Origin of the sequence: Exiguobacterium sp. s64, from assembly GCF_018618035.1 — a bacterium.
Classification (GTDB): domain Bacteria; phylum Bacillota; class Bacilli; order Exiguobacteriales; family Exiguobacteriaceae; genus Exiguobacterium; species Exiguobacterium mexicanum_A.
Map to the genome: position 1 here is coordinate 12498 of NZ_JACSLH010000013.1, position 22881 is coordinate 35378.

The 22881-nt window shown below is 42.0% G+C and carries 22 protein-coding genes; 11 read left to right on the plus strand and 11 right to left on the minus strand.

Annotation, left to right across the window (positions count from 1 at the left end; translation table 11 throughout):
* Nucleotides 1-53: 53 nt before the first annotated feature.
* Nucleotides 54-260: a hypothetical protein gene (locus tag KNP64_RS13695; protein WP_214793963.1), complete on the minus strand. Its 207-nt coding sequence runs from the start codon at nt 258-260 to the stop codon at nt 54-56.
* A 401-nt stretch (nt 261-661) separates the two neighbouring features.
* Here KNP64_RS13695 and KNP64_RS13700 point away from each other — a divergent pair, with 401 nt between their 5' ends.
* Nucleotides 662-4825, plus strand: coding sequence for an AAA domain-containing protein (locus tag KNP64_RS13700; RefSeq protein WP_214793966.1), 4164 nt, complete (start codon nt 662-664; stop codon nt 4823-4825).
* A 221-nt stretch (nt 4826-5046) separates the two neighbouring features.
* Here KNP64_RS13700 and KNP64_RS13705 read toward each other — a convergent pair whose 3' ends face one another.
* Both KNP64_RS13705 and KNP64_RS13710 read right to left on the minus strand, forming a co-directional pair.
* Entirely contained in the window at nt 5047-7827 is a 2781-nt protein-coding gene (locus KNP64_RS13705) for a DEAD/DEAH box helicase family protein (RefSeq protein ID WP_371815360.1), read from the minus strand.
* A complete protein-coding gene (locus KNP64_RS13710) occupies nt 7820-9760 on the minus strand; it encodes a DNA methyltransferase (protein WP_251126463.1) in 1941 nt (646 codons plus the stop codon). The genes KNP64_RS13705 and KNP64_RS13710 overlap by 8 nt, the downstream gene beginning before the upstream one ends.
* Nucleotides 9761-9853: 93 nt before the next feature.
* Here KNP64_RS13710 and KNP64_RS13715 point away from each other — a divergent pair, with 93 nt between their 5' ends.
* The 6 genes from KNP64_RS13715 to KNP64_RS15015 all read left to right on the plus strand — a co-directional run bounded on the left by KNP64_RS13715 (nt 9854) and on the right by KNP64_RS15015 (nt 12308).
* Nucleotides 9854-10336 (plus strand): hypothetical protein, encoded by a 483-nt coding sequence (locus tag KNP64_RS13715; RefSeq protein WP_214793969.1) that lies wholly within the window; start codon nt 9854-9856, stop codon nt 10334-10336.
* 251 nt (nt 10337-10587) lie between these two features.
* Nucleotides 10588-10863 carry a DDE-type integrase/transposase/recombinase gene (locus KNP64_RS15010; protein WP_214793972.1) on the plus strand — a complete coding sequence of 92 codons (276 nt, stop codon included), beginning with the start codon at nt 10588-10590 and terminating at the stop codon, nt 10861-10863.
* 144 nt (nt 10864-11007) lie between these two features.
* Nucleotides 11008-11175 (plus strand): helix-turn-helix domain-containing protein, encoded by a 168-nt coding sequence (locus KNP64_RS13725; protein ID WP_214793975.1) that lies wholly within the window; start codon nt 11008-11010, stop codon nt 11173-11175.
* A 148-nt stretch (nt 11176-11323) separates the two neighbouring features.
* Entirely contained in the window at nt 11324-11467 is a 144-nt protein-coding gene (locus tag KNP64_RS13730) for a hypothetical protein (RefSeq protein ID WP_214793978.1), read from the plus strand.
* Nucleotides 11468-11558: 91 nt separating this feature from the next.
* On the plus strand, nt 11559-12086 hold the full coding sequence (locus tag KNP64_RS13735) for an IS3 family transposase (protein WP_214793981.1): 528 nt from the start codon (nt 11559-11561) through the stop codon (nt 12084-12086).
* 3 nt (nt 12087-12089) lie between these two features.
* Nucleotides 12090-12308, plus strand: coding sequence for an IS3 family transposase (locus KNP64_RS15015; protein WP_371815361.1), 219 nt, complete (start codon nt 12090-12092; stop codon nt 12306-12308).
* 153 nt (nt 12309-12461) lie between these two features.
* Here the strand turns inward: KNP64_RS15015 and KNP64_RS13745 are convergent, their stop codons facing one another.
* Both KNP64_RS13745 and KNP64_RS13750 read right to left on the minus strand, forming a co-directional pair.
* Complete coding sequence (locus KNP64_RS13745) at nt 12462-14360, minus strand: DUF2075 domain-containing protein (protein ID WP_214793987.1); 1899 nt, start codon at nt 14358-14360, stop codon at nt 12462-12464.
* Nucleotides 14347-15387: an HNH endonuclease gene (locus KNP64_RS13750; protein WP_214793990.1), complete on the minus strand. Its 1041-nt coding sequence runs from the start codon at nt 15385-15387 to the stop codon at nt 14347-14349. The genes KNP64_RS13745 and KNP64_RS13750 overlap by 14 nt, the downstream gene beginning before the upstream one ends.
* Nucleotides 15388-15877: 490 nt before the next feature.
* On the opposite strand from KNP64_RS13750, the gene KNP64_RS13755 reads away from it, so the two are divergent.
* Complete coding sequence (locus tag KNP64_RS13755; RefSeq protein WP_214793993.1) at nt 15878-16162, plus strand: hypothetical protein; 285 nt, start codon at nt 15878-15880, stop codon at nt 16160-16162.
* Nucleotides 16163-16478: 316 nt separating this feature from the next.
* Here the strand turns inward: KNP64_RS13755 and KNP64_RS13760 are convergent, their stop codons facing one another.
* From KNP64_RS13760 to groES, 3 genes are all read right to left on the minus strand, one after another.
* Nucleotides 16479-17774 carry a competence protein CoiA family protein gene (locus KNP64_RS13760; protein ID WP_214793996.1) on the minus strand — a complete coding sequence of 432 codons (1296 nt, stop codon included), beginning with the start codon at nt 17772-17774 and terminating at the stop codon, nt 16479-16481.
* 232 nt (nt 17775-18006) lie between these two features.
* Complete coding sequence (gene groL / locus KNP64_RS13765; RefSeq protein ID WP_131472786.1) at nt 18007-19647, minus strand: chaperonin GroEL; 1641 nt, start codon at nt 19645-19647, stop codon at nt 18007-18009.
* A gap of 43 nt (nt 19648-19690) precedes the next feature.
* On the minus strand, nt 19691-19975 hold the full coding sequence (gene groES / locus KNP64_RS13770) for a co-chaperone GroES (protein ID WP_021065365.1): 285 nt from the start codon (nt 19973-19975) through the stop codon (nt 19691-19693).
* A 213-nt stretch (nt 19976-20188) separates the two neighbouring features.
* Between groES and KNP64_RS13775 the strand changes: the two genes are divergently transcribed.
* Together KNP64_RS13775 and KNP64_RS13780 are read left to right on the plus strand one after the other, a co-directional pair.
* The gene (locus tag KNP64_RS13775) at nt 20189-20884 is read left to right on the plus strand and encodes a CPBP family intramembrane glutamic endopeptidase (RefSeq protein WP_251126464.1); all 696 of its coding nucleotides are present in this window, start codon (nt 20189-20191) and stop codon (nt 20882-20884) included.
* Nucleotides 20885-20900: 16 nt separating this feature from the next.
* Nucleotides 20901-21110, plus strand: a complete 210-nt coding sequence (locus KNP64_RS13780; protein ID WP_021065367.1) for a YdiK family protein — start codon at nt 20901-20903, stop codon at nt 21108-21110.
* A 76-nt stretch (nt 21111-21186) separates the two neighbouring features.
* On the opposite strand, the gene KNP64_RS13785 is transcribed toward KNP64_RS13780, so the two are convergent.
* The 3 genes from KNP64_RS13785 to KNP64_RS13795 all read right to left on the minus strand — a co-directional run bounded on the left by KNP64_RS13785 (nt 21187) and on the right by KNP64_RS13795 (nt 22429).
* Nucleotides 21187-21345, minus strand: a complete 159-nt coding sequence (locus KNP64_RS13785) for a hypothetical protein (protein WP_199666979.1) — start codon at nt 21343-21345, stop codon at nt 21187-21189.
* Between the two features lie 93 nt (nt 21346-21438).
* Nucleotides 21439-22023 (minus strand): NADPH-dependent F420 reductase, encoded by a 585-nt coding sequence (locus tag KNP64_RS13790; protein ID WP_214709399.1) that lies wholly within the window; start codon nt 22021-22023, stop codon nt 21439-21441.
* A 25-nt stretch (nt 22024-22048) separates the two neighbouring features.
* Entirely contained in the window at nt 22049-22429 is a 381-nt protein-coding gene (locus KNP64_RS13795; protein ID WP_251126465.1) for a hypothetical protein, read from the minus strand.
* 237 nt (nt 22430-22666) lie between these two features.
* Here KNP64_RS13795 and KNP64_RS13800 point away from each other — a divergent pair, with 237 nt between their 5' ends.
* Nucleotides 22667-22849 carry a PspC domain-containing protein gene (locus KNP64_RS13800; protein ID WP_034815538.1) on the plus strand — a complete coding sequence of 61 codons (183 nt, stop codon included), beginning with the start codon at nt 22667-22669 and terminating at the stop codon, nt 22847-22849.
* Nucleotides 22850-22881: the final 32 nt, after the last annotated feature.

Sequence of the window (22881 nt, forward strand, 5' to 3'; positions counted from 1 at the left end):
AAAAACTCCATTACGTTGATGGAGTTGTATTATTTACAGATTAGAATTTGGTTTTAATCGAGTCGATCTACTACATCTGAAATACTGTTAAACCCTAACCCTTGGATGCTATCTAATTTTTCATGCAAGTCTGAAATAGTATTATATAGACCTGAACCTTTCAATTCTTCAATCGCTTCTATAATGTCGCCAAAATTGTGCAATCCATGACCTTGAAATTCCACAAGTTTATCGTGAACATCAGTGACGCTATTAAACATTCCCGACCCTTGAATCTCTTCAAGTGTAAAAGTAATGTTTCCTAATTCTGTGTTCACTCCAGACAATGTGGTATTTAAAAATGAGGTTTCAGATTCTATATCACTTAATTTTCCCTCGATACTGTCCAGTTTATTAGCGATTTATTGCAAGTAAAATACCACTTCTTCCATAGCTACAATCCCCCTAAAATGTTTATTGGTTAAATAATACAATAAATTCTTTAATATTCGTACTACCAACCTTTTAATATTTATGCGCAGGTTAGATAACTATTTCATTCAAAAATAATCAGACTAAAGTTATAATGTTAATTGATTCCTAAATAGACGGGAAACATTCCCTATGTTTGGAATGAGACGACTGTCACACCATCGTTTTTGAAAGAAAGAAGGATTACACCATGAATGCAACAACCCAACAAAAGACAGCTGATTTATTTAAGTTTTTAGCGGCTGTCAAACGGATGGATATTCGTACTGAAACCAATACAAAAAGCTATGAACTTCTTTTATCTCCCGAGGCGTTAACGTATCCGAACGTTCGCGTCAATCAAGAAGAGGAGCTCTCCATCGAAGTTCATTTTCTCGCACCATTCGCAGAGAAGCGACCGAGTCTACCGCGAGAGTTGTACGCCTACGTTCTCCAAGAAGGCGAAACGTATAAACGGACAGAATTGTTTCCTGAAAAACTCGACGCGACGTTCAATGACTTTTTAACCTCGATTGAAACGTGGGAACAAGAGAAAAAAGCACACGAGTCTGCTCGAAAATTATACGACACGATGTATCGGACGATGCAACTTCTCTCGACCGAGAGCGATACATATGAACTTGTCTATTCATTCGGGATGTTGCACTGGCCGAATGACAAAGTCGAACGGCCGTTGTTCACACGAGCAGCCGTACTCGAGTTCGATCAAGAGAAGAGTCTGTTCCGCATCGAAGCGTCAGCCATACCGACGAAACTCGAACTTGATATGCTCGACCGTGACCATGTTTGGATGTCCTCTGAACTATCCCGATACGAAGTCGATTTTAAAGAAGAGCTCACCTTCGACTTCAAACCATGGGTCGAAACAGAATTAAAAGAGCAGTCCGAGCGTGTATTGAAGCTGTTGAATGACGACCACGCCTATGGCGAAATCGCAACCGTCTATGCAATGCCCGGCATGCGCTTATACGTTCGCAAGAAGTCTGCCCATGCGTGGGTCGAAGAACATGAGAACTTGGCCACGTTGATCGAAAACGGTCTATCACCTTCACCTGCCTTGCAACAGTTTTTGACGTCGAACGACGAAGAAATCCACGCGCTTGACGCGCTTGATCGTGACACGTGGAAGCCGGTCGGTGAAGAGATTCTCTTCCCGCTTCCATATAATGAAGAACAAAAACGCATTTTAAGTCAATTGAGTAACCATGCCGGTGTCGTCGTACAAGGACCCCCTGGCACCGGGAAGAGTCACACGATTTCAAACTTGATTTCGCACTTGCTTGCACACGGAAAGCGCGTCCTCGTCACCAGTGAAAAGGAACATGCGTTGAACGTCTTGCGTGATAAACTTCCGGCCCAAATTCGCCAGCTCGCGGTATCCGTCCTTGGATCAGATTCAAAGACGACAAAGCAGACGGAAAGTTCACTCCAAGAGATTGCCTCGTACTTGAATCGCACGACCGCTTCGGAATTAGAGAAGACAGGAACACAAAAGCAACAAAAATTGTATGAGACACGTGAAGAGATTGCCCGTCTGCGTCGGAAAATGATTGAGCAAGCCGCTAGCGAGCATACAGTGATTCCATATCTCGATGAGACGCGTTCACCGACCGATTGGGCGAAATGGACGAGCGAACAAAAAGTCACGATGCAGCTTCCGCTCCCCGTATTGACAGACACTTGTCCGCTGACGGCTGATGAATTGGCGGACTTCTATCAACTCATGGCAGAACGGGAAACGCTCAACCAAGGACCGAATGTGACGACCTATCCAGCGACGACAACGCTTCCGTCTCTTGAAACGTTCTTAGCTGAAAGCAGTCGTTACGAACAACTCGCCGCTCTCGAACAGACGCAGGCCGCTGCGTCATGGTTACAGGAAAAATCAACGTCACTTCGTCAACAGACACGAGACCATATTCAGACGTTGCTCGAGTCATTTGATCGTCAACCCGAGTGGCTACGTGAACGGTACAGCTACTGGGCCACCCATCGAAGCGATGAAGTGCAATGTGAAGAAGACTGTCAGACGTTTGAACGCGACGTCAAAGCACTCGAGTCGTTGGAGCGTAAACTCGCCGTCCACGACATCGAATTGCCGTCTACTTTACCGAATGATTTATGGACGCTCGCTGACGAACTCGGTCCGGTTTTAGACGAAGGAAAGACCGACGGCTTTTTCTTCAAACTGACAAAACGTAAAAAATATGCCGTCTTACTCGATGAAACCAAAATTGACGGGAAGGCTCCGCAATCGAGTGCCGACCTTCAACTGTTGAAACAATTCGATGAATTGAAGTCATCTTTGACGACATTATCACGTCGTTTCAAATATGCGTGTGAGCACTTTGAGCTCGAGTTAGAGACGCCTGAATTTTCGTCTTATCGGACGGCGCTTCATGCGCTCCGTGAATGGAAAGCTGTCTTTGTGACGTACAACGAGTCATTGGCTCCGGCTTTCCGTCTGTACGACGAACGGTTCCGCTATGAGAAAGCTTGGTTGACGCAAGCTAAACAAGAGCTAGATGCCTCGCTGGCGCTCGACGAGATGAAGGAGCTACAGACAATCCAGACGTCTTATCTCTCACTCATCCATGACACGCACATCCATCCAGCGGCGTTACGTCTCAAACAAGCGGTGCAATCTTGGGATGCCGCACGTTACACACAGTCCATTGAAGAGTTGGCATTACTCGAACAACAAAACACAAAAGCGACACGCCTAAAAGAACTGACAGAGCGCATCAAACAAGTCGCTCCGGGTTGGTTGAACGCGTTTTACGACGGGACTGCTCCGACGCTTCAACTTCAGACGTTCGAACTCGATTGGAAAGTAGCCCGTGTCTTGACGCTACTCGAAGCACTGAGCGACGACGATTATCGGGAGAAGATGAAACGATTGGAGAAAGAGGAAGGAAAAGCGACAGCGGACTTGTGTGCGACATACGCGTGGAAAGAGCAGCTGACGCGGATGACACCGTCGAAACAAGAACGCTTGAACAGTTGGGCGAAGTTGATTCGCCAAATCGGGAAAGGCACCGGGAAACATGCGGCTCGTCATAAGCGGGAAGCCGCCCGTCAAATGGCTGCAGCCCAAGACGCGATCCCAGTCTGGATTATGCCGGTGAACCGCGTGCTCGAATCGTTCAAAGAAATCGACGAGCTGTTCGACGTCATCATCTTCGACGAGAGCTCACAAAGCACTATGGATGCCATCTCGCTCTTGTCGCGTGCTCGAAAAGCCATCATCGTCGGGGATGACCGCCAAATCAGTCCAACGACGTTCCAAGATCAAAATGCGATCCAAGAGAAGAAAAAGACATACTTCGGAAACGACACGACGATGACGTTATTCGATGGCTCATCGAGTCTATACGACCTCGCCTCCGTCAAGTTCAGTGCGACGGTCGGGCTCCGTGAACACTTCCGTTGCGTACCGGAGATTATCGGTTTCAGCAACGCCCATGTGTACGAAGGTCGGATCGTCCCACTCCGACTCCCGCAACGTGCCGAACGGTTGACGCCGGCGGTGCAGAGCGTCTTTGTCGAGGATGGGAACGTCTCTGAAACGACGAAAGACAAGTTCAACGTCCCGGAAGCGAAAGCGCTCGTCGCTCACTTGAAGCAGTTGATTGACGACCCACGCTACGCGAAGCGGACGTTCGGGGTCATCTCGCTCCTCGGGAAAGCCCAGACCGATCAAATCGAGCGGATGGCGACCGACTTGATCGGAATCGACAAGCTGATTGAGCACAACGTCCGCTTCGGTGACGCCTATACGTTCCAAGGTGATGAGCGTGACGTCATGTTGCTGTCACTCGTCGTTGCGCCTAACCGCCGTTTTGCCGCACTCACGAAAGAGACCGACAGCCAGCGTTTCAACGTCGCGGCGAGTCGGGCTCGAGATCAGATGATTTTGTTCCACTCTGTCACGTTACAAGACATCGGCAACCAAAACTGCATGCGCTATAAACTCGTCAATTACTGCCAGAACCCGCTCGGTGATCAAGAGTCGTTCGAAGCGGTCCAACACTTGTTCGACTCTCCATTTGAAGAGGAAGTATATAAGCGTCTGACGAATCGCGGCTATCTCGTCCGTCCTCAAGTTCAAGTGAACGGCTATCGCATCGACCTCGTCGTCGAAGGCGAATCGAACCGACTAGCGATTGAGTGTGACGGCGAACGTTGGCACGGTCCTGACGTATACGAGCAAGATATGTTCCGGCAAAAAGTACTCGAACGGGCCGGTTGGACATTCTGGCGCGTCCGTGGTCGCCATTTTTACCGTGATGCGGATCAAGCGATGGAGCCGTTATGGACGTTGCTTGAGGAAATGGGGATTGAGCCGATTTGATAAGGAAATTAAGGAAATTTTTTCTATTTTTCTAATTATATGTCAATATAATCAGTATATAGAATTGGATCTAATAGATTATTGTTAAGCAATATTCTTGTATTTTTAGGTGCACGTAAATTGAACATTTTAAAGTTTGAAAGACCGAAAAAATAAATAATAGAAAAATCCCATTTTCGTTACTAATAATTAAATGGGATTTTTTGTGTTTTTATATTCAATTATAACCACTCTTTAAACGTGTCATATTCAGCTGCAATTTTTTTCTTTTCATTCATACACTCTTCGTACTGCGCTCCCAATACAATCTCTCTTAACTGTTTTATAGATTGTTTACCATCATTACTAGTAAAGAATCTTAATCCTCTTATTTCAATATGTTCTGAAACGTCTTCAAATTCAATTTCAGAATTAAACTCGTTTATATATAACAATAGATCTTCTTTCCACAATTCGTATGGGTAACGAGAACCATCAATTGCTTTAGGCTCTATAAAAATCTGAAAATAAACATTTTCATTTTCTAGCAAAAGAAGAAAATCTGGCTGAAATCCTTGTAATGATACATCCGCCTTACTTCCATCACTACGTAATCTCTTTCCAAATTGATGCAATTTTAATTTTTCACCTTTAACAGATTCACGATGCATATTCTCATCCATCCTAATAAGATAAAAGGACTTTCCATATACACGTCTAATACTTTCGATATTCGCTTTAATTCTTTCAATCAAGCTATATTCTAGCTTATTTACAACGGCCTTATCGTACACGTAAAAATCATTTTCGGGCCCAGACATATCATATATAGCCACTTCTTGATTAATAAAACTACTGTCGTTGTGAAGCGTATCATACTGAGGAATTCTTTTACGGTAATTTGTAACATACTCATCAATTTCATAGCCAACAAATTTATTAGTACCTCTTTTTTTCAAATAACCTTTCTTAATTTTATTTTCATATTCTTTCAAAAACTCTAGTGTGACTTTTAGAATGTCGTTCGGTGCTACATCTGAATCCGCAAAATTATTAGGGACGCGAAGAATTAATTTTAAGTTATCTGCATTTAACCATCTATTACTATAAATAAATTCATTTAAAGATTTTATATTAGGGACAAAAAGCTTTAAATTTGAAAATTTATAGAATTCGATTTTCCTCATAGCTTTTTTTATATATCTAACATTAAACTTTCTAATGAAAATACTTTTGAATTCTGTAGTTGATTTAGTTTCAAGATATCCAGATTCATTCGAAGTTAAATTTAATGTTCTCTCAATTTCAATTTTATGATTAATACCATATTTACTTAATGAATCAAAATATTCTTCTTTGACTTCAATAGTTGAATTATAGTAAATTTTACCTTTTTTAAAAATTTCAGTATTTTTAAACGAAGGCTTAACATTTATTTCAATAAGATGATTTTTCAATTCTTTCCCAGTTGGCAGATCAATTTCTTTTAGAGATTTTATTAGTTGTTTTAAATATTGTGGTTCATTCATAGTGTGATAGTGTAAAGTTTCTAAAATTAACGAGTAATGAGAGAAATCGTCATCAAATCTACGTTTATAGCTTTTTTGATCTTCTAGTGAAAAAGGATAATACCGAGCGCCCCGTCCAATTAACTGCGCTTCTACCATAGTTGCATTTTTGTTAGTCGGTGCTTCCTTTTCAATACGCACAATATCATAAAGATTTAATACATCCCATCCCTCAGTTAATTTTGCTACAGCAAATACTACACGATACAAATTATTTGGGTTTTCTAAAGAATTCAACATTTCAAATTGACCTTTTTCTAACATATTTCCACTTGCGTCATTAGCATTTATAACATTACGTTTGTCAAAATCTCTTTTTATATCCCTGATTATATTCGAAATTTTTTCTTCATTTTTCAAATAGTATTCGTAAGATAGTTTTAGAGCAGTGTCTTCGCCACTTTCTCTAAGAATTTGTTTTTTGACAAACTCCATTAGATTCAATGGGGTCAAATCCTCAATTAGTTGATTGAATATTTTATTTGAGTCATGTGATACTGCAACTTTCGAAGATTTAAAAAGTATAATAGGTTTAAAGTTTGTAATACCTAAATCATAGGCAGTATATTTGCGATACTGAGAGAGTAAAACGGCATTAAGCATTTTTTCCGTATCTTCTGCTGAAGTTTCAATTCTCCTTACTTGTTTCGAGTATTTATCAAACATTAGCTTACTTAAAGGATATCTATATAAAACTTTTTCTTTATACTTGTTATATATAGATTCTTTTTCAAAATCCACTGTAGCAGTAAACTCTAAAAGAATATTTCCCAAATCTTCATCTCTTCTAGCATTTAAGACTCTGTTTATTGCTGTCTCCCAAGTATTTTCATCATTTTTTTCTTTCTTGGTATTTGCAGAGTAATGGTGGGCTTCATCGGCTAAAATTACTACTGGATGTTTTTCGTAATCAATAATCCCCATCTTATTTTCTTTAATTACAAATAAATCATCAGCTATTTTTTGGACTGTGGAAAATTTAATATATATAGTATTTTCTTCAGGTTTCAAAGGGAATTTCTCTACTTTTTTGAAGTTTATTTGATTTTCTTCAATCAAAATTCTTTGACTATACAAATATTTTCCACTATTTTTATCAACTAAATTTTTTATAGTTTTCTCTAATACGGAGTTTGTATTCACGGTAAAAAGAAAGTTGTGATAATTTCTCTCTTTAAACAAGTACAAAATAAGAGCTGCCATCAAATCTGTCTTTCCACTCCCAGTTGCCATGTTAAAAAGAACATGATTTTTATTCTCATCTTCTTCGCTAGACTGAGAATAATGAAAATACCGTAATGCTGACTTTTGATAATATCTTAAATTATGCTTTAAGTTTTCTGTAATATAACTGGGTATGTCATAAAAAGATTCTTGTTCAAATAAAGTTTCCTCTTTAAGGACGAATTTATTTATGAGTGGAAATTTTAATTCCATATCTTTTTTTTTAGTCAATTAACTCAACCCCTTCATAAAAAATTTTATTAAATTTAAACTCATCTTCTGTTAAGAATTCTTTAACAAATTCATCTTCAATATCGCAATAATTAAAATAGAGGCCGTTTTTATCTAAGATTTTTAGTAGAAGTCGCTTGTTATCGTTAAAATTTCTAGTCCAATCAATTTTTGATAAATCAGCTCTATAATCGATATCAGCCTCAATATTATAAGGACTATTATCTAACATTCTTTCATATACTGCTTTTAATTCTTCCGAGTTTTTACTTTTTATAATTTCTTTAAAATATCCCATGTTCTTCGGGAATAATTCTGCGTAGACGAAACCATCATTACGCTTCTTGTCATCTTCTGCTAATAAACGAGGAACTTGAACCGTTGAAATGTAATCCATTTGCTCTATTGAAACAAATTTCCTATTACCGCCATCGTCATAATTTAACATTTGAACGGCATGAGCGGTTGTGCCTGAACCTCCAAAGAAATCTAAAATAAGGGCTTCTTTTCTATTTTTTACAACTGCATAAAGGGCGTCATAAACAGCGTAAACCGATTTTGGAAAAGAAAAATTGGCGTTTGGGACTAATTTCTTTAGAAGTTGCTTTCCATGGACACTTGAATCATAAAGATTCGACTGCCATACAGTTTTATATTGTCCAAAATCCTTACCAATCATTACTTCAAAATTACCGTCACTTCGTTTCTTTACATGAAGCATTTCTTGGATAGACTCTATAGTCTGTCTCGCGTAACGCCATTTCCTCTCTACTCCCTGAGGATCAATAGGATATACATAGTAAACTCCGTTTAAATACTCTGTTTGTTTAGGGTGAAAATCTTCAGCGCAGACTTCTCCAAATCCTATAATTTTATCATCTTTTATCAAAATTGGGAAAAATGTATTTTTTCCATCTCCTCTTAATGACTCCCCACCCCAATTTCTCAAATTAGATAAGGTTATTTCACTATCTGATAACTTTCTATTCTCAATTATTTTTTTGCCTTTTGGAAATACAAAATACATAAATTCATTAGTATATGAAAAATTCGTACCTTGAACCCCTCTCGGGTTATGTACAACAGTAATTAGATGTTTTTCATAATCTGTGTAAATTTCATCTAGTAAAACGCCTAAATAGCTAACTTCATTTTCGTCTATTGCAATAATCAAAACTCCATTTTCACGTTTCAACATTTCTTTCGATACTTCTAACCTGTTTTTCATAAAAGTTAACCACGTAGAATGATTAAAATTATTGTTATAAGTAAAAGAATTATTGGACGAAGGAACATTATATGGAGGATCAATATAAATAACATCTAAACTATTATTATATTTACTTTTTATTGTATGTAACGCTAATAGATTGTTTCCTTTTAGAACTAAATTATCTTTATTTTTATCAAAAGATATTACATTATTCTTCTTGCCTTTCTCGTCATAAGTAACAATATTTTTTAATATTTTCGTATCTAACAGTTGATCTATCTCTCCTTTTTCAATAACTTCATTTAAGAAGGCATTATCATAACCTTCTTCTTTATCTTCTTTAGTCATTGAAGCAGTTAAAATACAATCTTTAAAAGGAAAATTCAATACTATTTTTTCCGAATCCGAAATGTATGTACTCTCATCGCCTAACCCAATTCTGTTTTCATAACGTGTGTAACTTGTGTCCCAGTAATTACTGTATAATAAAGCCTCCTCTAGCTGATCAATTAGCATAAAATTATCCTTATTTATTTTTTTTATATAATATTTTCTGATGAAAGGAATTTTAAATAATTCGGTTAGTAATTCTTCATTATAATTTCTTAAGTCTTGGGAAAGACTTGCTTTATTTAACTCTTCGTTAATAAAGTATTTATTATTGAATTTAACTAACACTTTTTTTATTTCTTCAAAAATTTTAGGTTCGATTACGCTCATTTTGATTCCTCCATACAATTATTTGGAAATTTTAGTTTGTAATAAAACTTTTTAAAAGCTAAAATAAATTTATAAATCTAGTGAGGTGATTATATGGAAATTTTTATTATGGACCCTGTATTTAACGCTAAAGTGACTGGAACCCTATCAATGATTGAGCAATTGGCGCATGACGATATTCCAGATGCTATGCAATTAATTAGTCGGAGAGACGGCACACAAAATTTGAGTGGGCATTATCAGAAGATCATTCCTTTAGCCATAAGATTTTCAATATTTAATCCCGATCTTTTAGCTAGAGTAAAATCGAATACCTATTTAGAAAATTCTATGGATCCCCATAATGCTGATACACGCTCAGAAATTTGGGAAGAAGTTAAAGCGGCTATGATAACCCTTGTTGAAAATAACGGAAACGATGTAGTAATCACAAACAGTGATAGCCACCCTTCTTCTGTTAAAGAAATTGCTGATACATATCTAAGTACTAGATATGGTGGTAGTCATACTACAGGTGGGGCAGGTGACACAGTATTTAAGCGTACTTTAAAATTGCTAGCACATGTGTTTTACTAAAACAATCTACTTCCTAATGTTTTTATAATCACCCTTTTATTTTATCAGATTGCTGAGCTAATATTAATTAATATACAATTTATTTAATTGAGTACAATACTACTTTTATAGACAGTTTCTGATCCTTCTCTCAGCTTATAACTCCATGGTTACTAATTGCCTACGGCAATACAAAAGTTTTATTTAGTCGCCCCTTATAAAGTTTATTCATTGAACGAGACTCCCAAGTCACAGTCCTAAACCAGAAGTGGATGACCAATATCACCGAGTTCCATCTTTTTGGGGAGAAACTCTATCCCTCACCGATGATGGACCTGGCAAACCGTGAAATCATCGCCTATTCGATATCCGATAAGCCTAGGTATCCGTTCATCAGCGAGATGTTGGACCAGGCCATCGCAAGACTCGACAGCAAGAAAAGACCAATCCTCCATTCTGACCAGGGCTGGGCAATACCAGTTCTAAGCGTTCACGGCGAAGCGGTGCGAACACACACGGCATCATTCAAAGTATGTCTAACTGTCTAGACAACGAGGCCGTCGAGTGCTACATCGCGTACTAGAATCATCGTCACATCAAGAAACGACCTCTAGAACCTATGTAGTCTCTAACTTTATTGAACTGCCCCATAAAATTCGGACGTAAAAATCCAACTTTTATGGGGTCTTTTTATGACCAAATTTACAAAAGTCTTGAAAATACAGATTGCTGAACGCTACTTGGCAGGTAAAGACGGCTACACTGCGTTAGGAAATGCGTTCGGGTTAAATCTTAAGACGGTACGTGAGTGGACACTTCTCTACGAGCGCTGGGGAGAGACAATCTTCGATCCGTCCTAAACAGCCCACTCGCAGGCATTTAAACTAAGGGTACTAAACGATATGGCGCACAACGGGCTGTCCTTGATGGACACGACCCTGAAATACCGGTTCTCCTCTCGCGGGATGATCTCCACCTGGCGATCGACGTACGAACGGGAGGGACCCGATGCCGAGAAAGAAGATCCAGGAGTCCAAAGAGATAACGGAGGTCGAGAAGCTCAAGGAACGGGTCGAGTTCCTCGAGATGGAGAACGAAACGTTAAAAAAATTGAAAGCCTTGGTTCAAGAAGAGGAAGCGCGACAAACCTGATCAAGGCCCAAGTGATCGACGAGCTACGGGCCACCTATCCTGTACCAGGGCTCCTCCAGGTGATAGATATGGCTCGAAGCGTCTACTACTATTGGCGGACGATGACAAGTACGCGGACGTGAAGGAAGCGATCCGGACCCTCTTCCACGAATACGAAGGACGTAGTGGCTATCGGCGCATCCATGCGCTCCTCGAACGCCAAGGCTTCAGGCACGACCCAAAAACCGTATTGCGTCTCATGGGCGAGCTCGGTCTCAAGTGCCTCGTCCGCATGAAGAAATATCGGTCCTACAAAGGAGAGGTCGGAACGATCGCACCGAACCTCCTCGAACGAGATTTCCAGGCCACAGGCCTAAACCAGAAGTGGGTGACCGATGTCACCGAATTCCACCTTTTCGGGGAGAAACTCTATCTCTCACCGATGATGGACCTGACAAACCGGGAGATCATCGCATATTCGATGTCCGACAAGTCTAGGTATCTCTTCATCAGCGAGATGTTGGACCAAGCCATCGCAAGACTCGACAATGATAGAAGGCCAATCCACCATTCTGACCAGGACTGGCAATACCAATTCCGAGCGTTCACGGCGAAGCTACGCGAACACGGTATCACCTAATGTATGTCCCGAAAGTGCAACTGTCTCGACAACGTGGCCATCGAGAGCTTCTTCACTGTACCCAAGTCCGAACTCCTTTATCTCAGGAAATTTAAGGATATGCCTCATTTCAAACAGGGGCTCGAGCACTATATCGAGTATTACAATCATCGTCGCATCCAGAAACGACTAAAGAACCTGAACCCGGTTGAACACCGGACGCAGGTTTTAAAGGTCGCCTAACAAAATTATTTATTGTCTAACTTTTTTGGTTCATTTCAAGTGAAGTACTTTTTTCAAGTGTCCATCATTCAGGGTTCAGTTCAAACACGACCCGTTTATGTTTACTTAATTGATCAATATAAATTCATAACCGAAACAAAAGTGTAACTAGAGTCAGATTCCTCTAGTTACACTTTCATATTCATTGCTTATAGTTGTAGAGGCTATTCGCCGCTTCATATACTTTTGCAATTCAGAATCGCAACAATACACGTAACAGCCCTTCATCCCACGAGTCATTAATGTTCGATACGTATTTTTCACGAGTTTTTCAAGAGCGTCCACTTCATTCTTCTTCGGTTTTGCAGGTCTTGCCCCGCTATCTTTGAATTCTTCCCGTCGCACAATCAATTGTCTTGATTGTGGATCATATCCTAAATCCGGTCCGATAATCACACCTGCGTATGTCATTTCTAATCCTTGTACTGTATGGATGCATCCAATTTGTTCTCTTCCATCTGGATGAATGGCCCAGTCCAGACGTTTTGCATCATTCCATGCCATTGCAAAATCATGTTCAGGAATCTGAACATCTGGAACAAGTTGTCCATCTATTCGTTCTTTCGTCCAACTCCATGCATAGCCTGCAGTCACACGACCATCACGTTTTGATACAACCTCATCCATCAATTGTTGTGGCGAATCCAACACTCGAATATCATATGATCCATCTAATTCAGTCGTTGCTTCATTATTAAAAAGTTCGCTTAACCATTGGATGTAGTTACCTGACCCGCCACATCGAAATTGAGAATCTAGTGTTAATTCATGAATAATAGCGTCTTGTCTCTTAGCTTCTTCTTTGATTAACGTATATGATCCAACGTCTTTCTTTGAAATCATTTGCTCATCGTCAATGAAGAAGACACTCATTTTCGCACTCCGAATAATTTGAGTCGCTTGATTCTCTCCTGCAATTTTCCGTTGCATATGTCCATGATTTTTCAAACGGTGTGCCTCATCACAAACTAATACGTCAATTTTATTTATTTGAGTATCCACGTAAGAACCCGAACCTTTAAACATATCTCGAATTTCAATCATACTTTTTTGTCTTACTAATTTTTTCCGTAAAACTTCTCGGAAAGCTGCATTCGGCGTAATGTACTCGACTAATGCCTGTTCATTCACGAGTGCCTTTAGAGCATTTAAACCGATTACAGATTTACCCGTTCCCGGTCCCCCTTTAATTAAGACAACGTGCTTCTCGTCCGTATGTAACACGTGCTCAGTATAGATCGTTAAAATCTGTTCATAGGCCACTTTTTGTTCATCCAATAATATGAACTCTTCGTTCCCTTCAAACATCAGATTTAACGTCTCTACTAATTTTTTTGAAGGTCTCAGTTTTCCGGTCTCAATTTCCTTAGCAATGTCTGCGCCTTTACCAGCCCCTACTCGTTTTGTGACGTAAGCAGCTAAGCGCAAATCATCCATTTTGAAATAAATTGGTGCTTCTTTATAGTAGTGACTGTATCTATCATTTAATAAAGGTTCAGCTTCATTTTTTCTTGAGCGAATATAATTATGTAAATAAGCACATGAATCAAGCGTTATATCAGACTCGGCCGGATCTACCGATTCGAGATAATTTTCTAAGTACCGTCGATACGATAAAGCTTGATAAGAAGGGTGGACTGTCGATTGGGTTCTTCCGCGAAATGCAGTTTGGACAATACCATCTCCGTCAGCAAGTTCCGCCTTCGTCCATTGCTTTAGTTCTACAATAACTGCATTCTTCTGACCATCTTCGTCTTTCCCCGCAATAATAAAGTCAATTCGCTTTTGAGTTGATGGCAAATTAAACTCAAGTAGAATATTTACATCATCAGGTATCGATTCTCCTCGAATGACTCGCATCATTTCTGAAAGTGAATTTTCCCATGAGGTCATTTCGGAAGCACTAACGCGTCGATTCATCTTTTCTTCAATATTTTTACTAAGGATATAACTAATTTCTTTTTCCAGAATGTGCTCTACAAACATATACTTCGGTTCGTTATAAATGATCATGATTTCCTCCTAGATTAGATTTTATTCGTTTTTTCAGCTGTTCAATCGTTAAATACTCACCGCCTTCTTTTCGATGAAGCATCGCATGACAGTTTGGACAAACCGGTCTCATGTCTTTTATTGGATCCACCACATAATTCTGGCCTATTTCATGGAGTGGTTTAATGTGATGGACGTGAATAAAATCTTTACCGACTTCACCGTATACTTGTTCGAAGTCGATTTGGCAAACTTGACAGTTCACACCGTAGTACTCTATGCATCTCTTCCGTGCGAACGGGTTACGTTCATACGTATTAACTGCAACGACTTTTCGTTTGCCTTCCTCTAATGATTCCGGCACTTCGTCTGGATAATACTCACTTGTTAAATCTTTATCGAAAAACGAAGTGATGTAGTCTTTCAATTCTCCCGTCAACTTCATCGATCCTTGAATATTTCCTTTCAGCCCATATTCACGCAAATATTCTAAAGACAATAGGTCAGTGTCTACTTCGTCTAACAAACGGATGCGAGACCAGTCCCATTGTTTAGAATCCTCAAACTTATCTTCATCTTTCCAAAATGTGCGATTATGAAACACATCAGAAGAACGCACAATCCCTTCCACCACTTCAACTTTATAACGTACTTTCCGAATATGGCCGGATAAATAGATAAATAGGATATCTCCGTTTTCATAATTGAAAGACCGTTTCCAATGTAATGAATCATACCGACTGAATGCGCGCTCTAAGTCATATTCATTCGGATTTGCTGGGATGAGCCAAATCCGACGGGCATTATGATGATCTCTCTCTTCTAATTCAATCCTTCTCTTTAGCGCAATATCCTTTGGAGCAACAAAGCGATACTCATCCTCTTGATCAAAAAATGGAATGTCGTATGTATAACCTCTCTCAATCGCGTTAAAGCATTTCGACTTATTCATATTCAAAAGGTCTGAGAAGAATGTTGCTGCTAATTGAATATTCGACTCTTCACTTAGCTTCTGATTATTTTTAAATATTGTGATAGGTGTGGCCATTTCAAATCCTCCTTCACTGTTTGAAGTTAAATAATCCACTTCATATTTTACGTTGATAACAACTGATTTAAGTTACTTTTATTTACTCTTTAGTGAATGACGGTTTATCAAATTGAGCGCAACACTTCGTCTGCGATGGCCTCGTGTGCGGTCCTCCAGAGGCCGGGGGGCGTCTCGCAATCGACCGGACATCCCGAGCTCCAGAGAGGTCTCCATTTTCACGTGTTCGGATGTGATAAAACCGTTGTAGCTCATAGCGATTTCTCCGTCTGAATGTTTGCGTCGTAACTTTATTCTACACAAGGCCATCGCTATGGTTTTTTTGTTCATTTTGGGCTGTTGGACTTACACCTAAGTCCCATAAAAATATTAAGGTTGGTCAATTTTATTACATACCTCATTCTCACTCTTTTTCTACAATCAATTTAATGATGTGATTGAATTTCCGCTTTCAATCAAGTGAATTCATTTGAAGAAGGGATGAGATGTTATGAATACCGATCAGGAGATTACAGAGTGGTCGTATTGGAAAGCTGTTGTGCGTTATGGACATGTAGGGAAAGGAAAAGAAATTAGTGTAGCAAGATATCTAGTGATGCCTGGCGGTTCGACTACGGTCGACGTGATGGCAGTCATCACGGAAATGCCAGGGACAAAAAAACGTTCCGTCGGTTCAATCCGAAAAATTGACCACCTAGAATATCTCGAAGGTCTTCGCGCAGAGAAGGAGAACTTTTTCCTGCAACGACTTTTCGATGGAAGACAAGCTCAGTAATGTTACAAACTATAAGCCACCTAAACATTTCAACTATGAGATGAATAGGTGGCTTGACATTTTATTTGATCCTCGAAAACGAATAGAGTCTTTTATCAAACGTCCGTCATTCCGGGTTCAGTTCGATATTCTACTGTTCCTTTTTGCACGTCATTCCGCCGGGACCGTGATCCACGCTCGTTTCAAAGGCAAGGAAGCCTACATGTTTTCATCAAGTTCATCATATACTCGGAGCAATGCCTCAATCAGATCATCTGAATCCCGTAGACTCATTTTAAAGTGTCGTTGAATTAAGCCATCAAAGTGTTTTATGATTTTATATTTTTTTTACAGCATACGTTCTATTTCGTTGCCCACCTTTTGATGAGAGTTCAATTATACGTTCTTCGGCTAATTGATCAAGACAAGCACAGACGTCTGGATAAATTTTATAGCGCCTTGTATTGTAACGCTCATTTGAAGCTCCATTAGCCACTAGATATTCTGTTACATCGTCAGTATTAATTAATCTCGCACTGCAGGCTTTGATGTATTCTAGAATCGCCGTCCTAAAATGGCTCTTAGTTAGCGAATTCTTCGAGCTATCTCGACGGTTTGATGAATCCTGGCGCTTGTTTAGTAATTCAGTACTACTTGCGTCTTCGATTTCTTTTTGTTTCGCCATGTGTTCTTTTTCCTTCTGCTGCACTGCGTGTAAAAAGGAATCTCTTAGCTGCATTTCGATTTGAGGATCGCTTAGTTGTAAAGTTTGGGTAGTTAACAGCGCAGTAGATAGGCTGATTTCATATCCTTCATTTAAGGCAAATGCTCGGAATGGACTTTCTTGCCTATCTTCAATAAAGCGTCGAACATAGAATTGGATACTATCTTCTTTAGATTGGATGTAGTAAAGGCTTCGAACCTTATAAGAGTCCGGAGTATTTTGATGATGGTAATCAAATAATTCAAATAAGGATTGATCACACGTTATTTCATTCAACAACGTTTCCCACATTAAATCTTCAGGAGTCTTCATCGCAAGATTCAACTCTGCTTCCCAAAGGTGTATCACATGACGATCTAAATCAAGGGATTGTTCTGTATTTTCAATGAACCAAATCGGTATAAGTCCTTTTTCTTTAAAGTATGTATTCCGCTTAATAATTTGACTAGCTAATTTTTCATCTCGATTTTGTGTAACGTTTGTAAGCACCGTAATCGCTATTTCTTTATCCACATTTTTTACGATAATGTCAGGATAATAACGCCACTTTTCAAGCGCTTTTGCTACAAAACCGTATTCAACTTCGAGCTCCTTATTTAATTTCTGTTGAACTTTCAGTTCATCATGAATGAAGTTTTTTATAACTGAATGTTGTTTTGACTCCCGTTTAATCTGATCCTGGTACTTGTCACTTTCAGTAGCGACAATAGACAGTTCACAGGACTTTGATTTCTTGTGAGAAAAATGATATTTTCGTTTATCTCCAGACTTAATAACAAGTGTTTCATTACAATAAGGGCATCGAAACGCTCCTTTAGACGAACTTTTTTTCAGTTCACGAATTTCTCTTTTCCCATCTAATAAAACAGATAATGTAATATTTTGTCCTTCATATATCGCTTCTTGCAAAATCAATTCCCCCTTATCAACATAGAATTTTATAATACATTATATTACTTTTTTATTTTATTAATTCCATTATATAACATGGGGATTATTTAAAGAATACAATCGGTAGTGAAGAAGAAGAATTCTTAACTGACTTTGCTAATTGTCACTCCAATTGTTAAGCATCACTGTCAACACAAAAAAACCACCCACCAGCTTCCGCTGATGAATGGTTTCTAATTGAGCGTATGACTTACATCATTCCGCCCATTCCACCCATGCCACCCATGTCAGGCATGCCGCCGCCAGCGCCTGCTGGTTCTGGCTTGTCTGCGATGACCGCTTCCGTTGTGAGGAACATGGCTGAGACAGATGCTGCGTTTTGAAGTGCTGAGCGCGTCACTTTCGCCGGATCGACGATCCCGTGTGCGATCATGTCGACGTACTCGCCCGTCGCGGCGTTGTAGCCGATGCCGACCGATTCGTTCTTGAGCTTCTCGACGATAACCGAACCTTCTTCGCCCGCGTTTTCCGCGATTTGACGGACCGGTGCTTCGAGGGCACGAAGGACAAGTTTGACACCTGTCGCTTCATCCGCTGTCACTTCTGCAAGCAACGCACGAACCGCTGGGATGACGTTAATGAACGCCGTACCACCACCTGCGACGATCCCTTCTTCGACCGCTGCACGTGTCGCGTTGAGCGCGTCTTCGATGCGGAGCTTACGTTCTTTAAGTTCCGTCTCTGTCGCTGCGCCGACTTTGACGACGGCTACGCCGCCTGCAAGTTTCGCGAGACGCTCTTGGAGTTTCTCACGGTCGAAGTCAGATGATGTCTCTTCGATTTGGTTGCGAATCGTTTGAACGCGTGCTTTGATTGCCGCTTCGTCCCCAGCACCTTCGACGATTGTTGTCGTGTCTTTCGTGACGACAACTTTCGATGCGCGTCCGAGCTGTTGAAGCGTTGCCGACTTGAGCTCGAGGCCGAGGTCTTCAGTGATGACTTGGCCGCCTGTGAGCGTCGCGAGGTCTTCGAGCATCGCTTTACGACGATCGCCGAATCCTGGTGCCTTGACTGCGACCGCGTTGAACGTACCGCGGAGCTTGTTCAAGACGAGTGTCGCGAGCGCATCGCCTTCGATGTCTTCCGCAACGATGAGGATTGGTTTCCCTTGTTGTACGACTTGCTCAAGCACTGGGATAATTTCTTGGATGTTCGAGATTTTCTTATCGGTGATCAAGATGAACGGGTTGTCGAGCACCGCTTCCATCTTATCTGAGTCTGAGATCATGTATGGTGACAAGTAACCACGGTCGAACTGCATCCCTTCGACGACGTCAAGTTCTGTCGTGAAGCCGCGTGATTCTTCAATCGTGATGACGCCATCGTTGCCGACACGCTCCATCGCTTCAGCGATCAACTCGCCGACTTCTTCGTCCGCTGCTGAGATGGCCGCGACTTGGGCGATCGCTTCTTTCGACTCGATTGGTTTCGAGATTTCTTTCAACTCTTCGAGTGAACGACGAACTGCTTTGTCGATTCCTTTACGAAGAATCATCGGGTTTGCGCCCGCTGTCACGTTCTTGAGACCTTCACGAATCATCGCTTGAGCGAGGACTGTCGCTGTTGTCGTACCGTCCCCTGCGACTTCGTTCGTCTTCGAGGCGACTTCAGCAACGAGCTTCGCGCCCATGTTTTCGAAGTGGTCTTCGAGTTCGATTTCTTTCGCGATCGTCACGCCGTCATTCGTGATGAGCGGTGAGCCGAACTTTTTCTCAAGGACAACGTTACGTCCTTTCGGTCCGATTGTTACTTTTACCGCGTCAGCGAGTGCGTCGACACCGCGAAGCATCGCATGACGTGCATCTTCTGAGAATTTGATTTCTTTTGCCATTGTTCATTTCCCCCTAAACAAGATTTTTGAAAAATGGTGAGTCTTAGCCTACGATTGCGAGAATGTCGCTCTCTCGAACGATTAAGTATTCTTTGCCTTCATGCTTCACTTCGGTACCCGCGTACTTCGAGTAGATGACCAAATCATTTTCTTTGACGTCGAGCGCGATCCGCTCACCTTGGTCCGTGACGCGGCCTGTACCGACTGCAAGGACGCGTCCTTGTTGCGGCTTCTCTTTCGCCGTGTCAGGAAGCACGATGCCTCCGATCGTCTTTTCTTCTTTCTCCACGACTTCGATGATGACGCGATCGCCTAGTGGTTTTAACATAGAAAAAACCTCCTCCGAATATGAATGATGTATCGTTGAATCGTAAGTTTTAGCACTCATCAAAAAGGAGTGCTAACACTGATTAGTGTAGTATGAGACGACTGAAAATGCAAGCGGGAACATCAAAAAAATGCTTCCACTCGCGGTCAAGAGACCTTATTTGTTACAATGGTGAAAAGGAACGTTGACTCTTAGGAATAAGGACGTGTTGAATTGGCTACACTAAACTCAAACCAATCGATAAATACCCGTTTTTCGATGGCGCCTAACATTCGGATTCGGCATATCATCCCGATTCTGCTCTACGCGTTTGTTCAATTCTTTCCGGTATTGATTAGCGGACTGCGTCCGGAATGGATCACGCCGACGTCGACCGGACTCTGGTTCGCTATCGGGTTCAGCTTGACAATCATCATCTCGGTCTTCTTGCTCTGGCCCGACTTGAAGCTGTATAAACAGCAAGGCATCCAGGCGAACTTGAACGACACGGTCAAATGGATCGGGCTCGGAATCCTCATGCAGTACGGGCTCGTCATCGTCGCCAACTTGATTGAGACGTGGATCTCCGGTGACGTCATGGGCTCCCAGAACACCGAGCAAATCGCGGACATCGTCCGTCTCGTCCCGGTCATGACGCTCTCGGTCGTCTTGCTCGGACCGATTATGGAAGAGATTCTGTTCCGTCACATCTTGTTCGGCAATTTGAGCGCCCGCTTCGGGTTCTGGATTGCCTTCGCGGTCAGTTCGCTCTTATTCGCGCTCATCCATGGTGACAACAAGATTCTCGTTTACGTGGCGATGAGCTTCGCCTTCACGGTCGCTTATGCCAAGACGCGTCGCTTGATCGTGCCGATCGCGATTCACGCGTTCAACAACGCGCTCGTCATGGTCGTATTATTCTTAATGTAGAAATGAGGTGGCATCGATGCCGCGACACTTAAAAGTTATGTTTTTGTTCAGTCTCTCATTCGGGATTCTGTTTACCGTCCTCGCCTACTACTCGGTGCAAGAGTACGGCTTCAGCTTCTGGACGTACTTCATTATCGCCGTAGCCGCGTATGACTTCTTCAAGGTGTATCAGATTTTGACGCTCGCCCGAAAAGCAAAAAAAGAAAAGACCGATAAATCGGCATAAGAAAATCCCAAGCGACTCCGCTTGGGACAGAGAAGACCGGTCAGGCCTAAGTCTGACCGGTCTTTTCTATGTTCTTCTATAACACGATAAATCCGACCGTCAACAGTCCATATAGGAAACCGAGCACGATCATACTGATGGCAATCGACTTATGTTGCGGATATTTATGTAACACGACCGCTCCCGCGATCACGTGGATAAACGCGACGATAAATGTCAAAATGGCGAAGCCCATGTGTATCCTCCTACGACAATGAAATTAGTGTTCATCCCTATTATACGTGTACCTACGCAAGACGGCCACGCACTCGCGTAGCCGTCTTGATCGTCAGAAATTATTCTCTTTCAAGTAAAACGCGAAATTCCGGTGCTTCCGTTCTTTCGTCGCATAATGAATCCATAGCCAAGCGAGCGACTCGAGCTCTCGCGCCAGTTTCAAGTGACGCAGCGTATGGGCGTCGAAGCCGATCTTCGAGGCAAGGTCTTGAACGGCTCGCACCGACTCTTGCTCGTCACCGGCGATGAACATCATCGACATGTTCGGGTTCTCCAAGTTCTCGACACCGGTCTGATTGAACGCCTTGACGATGCGGACGTGCGGCGCAAGTTCCTGCAGATGCTCGGCCCCTGATTTCCCTTCCGGCCGCTCGATGGCGTCAAACTCTTTGGCAATCGGATTCGTCACATCGATGACAATTTTGTCGTCCAAGTCCCGGAGCGATTGAATCAAATCGACGGCCGCCGCGAACGGTGTCGTCAATAAGAGGATTTGCGCATTCGATGCTACTTCCTGGAGCGACAGCGTCCCCTCGCGCTCCGAGCGTGTCCCATACAACACTTCATAGCCGACGTCTTCGAACTTGCGCCCGAGCGTCCGTCCGACTTTCCCGGCCCCTAAAATACCAATCTTCATGTAGTCCGACTCCCCTTCACAGTTCTTAGTCTGTCCGTGTCACCGTGCCGCCAAGTTCAGCCGCCAGTCCATCGAGCACCGAGTGATCGAACTCTTCCCCGATTGCCATCACCCCGGTCTGTCCGGGCTCGATATTCCCGACCGTCCGCTTGAACGTCTCTTGAATACTCTGGACGTGTTTCAAATCTTTCGTTCCTCCGATGAGTCCTCCCGTGAGCGTACCGAACAGAATCCCGAACGGTCCGCCGAGAATCCCGACGGCCATACCGATGAGCGCGCCTTTGGTCGACTTGTTCGTCGGTGTCAGTTGAACGGCATCCTCGAACGAGAAGGCACCGTTGTCTTCACGCTTGATGATGACGAGTTGTTCGAACCCGACGAGTCCTTCGGCGTGATACTTTTTCAACTTGCTGAACGCTTGATACGAGATGGACTCCTCTGGAAACGTGAACGTGACGATATGGTACGGTTATTTTTCCTTCTTAGCCATATGGGCTCCTCCTTTGACAGGACCAGGTGACACATTAGCTTTCTCTTACCACTTCCCCGGCTTCAGACGAAAAAAAACCTACGAAACCTATACATTTCCAGTAGGTCTATATGGTAAAATTTTCATATCACAGTTGAGATAGGAGCCATGCTTATGCAACGTCCGCTTCGTAAATCCGCCACGAACCGATCGCTCTTTGGTGTCTGCGGCGGCATCGCCGAGTATTTCGACTTGTCGCCCCTCGGTGTACGTCTGCTCTTCCTGATCGTACCGGGGAACGTCCTCATCTACATGATTCTCGCCAACTCGATGAAGGACGCCCCACGCTATCTATAAAAAAACTCGGAAGCCGCGGCTCCCGAGTTTTT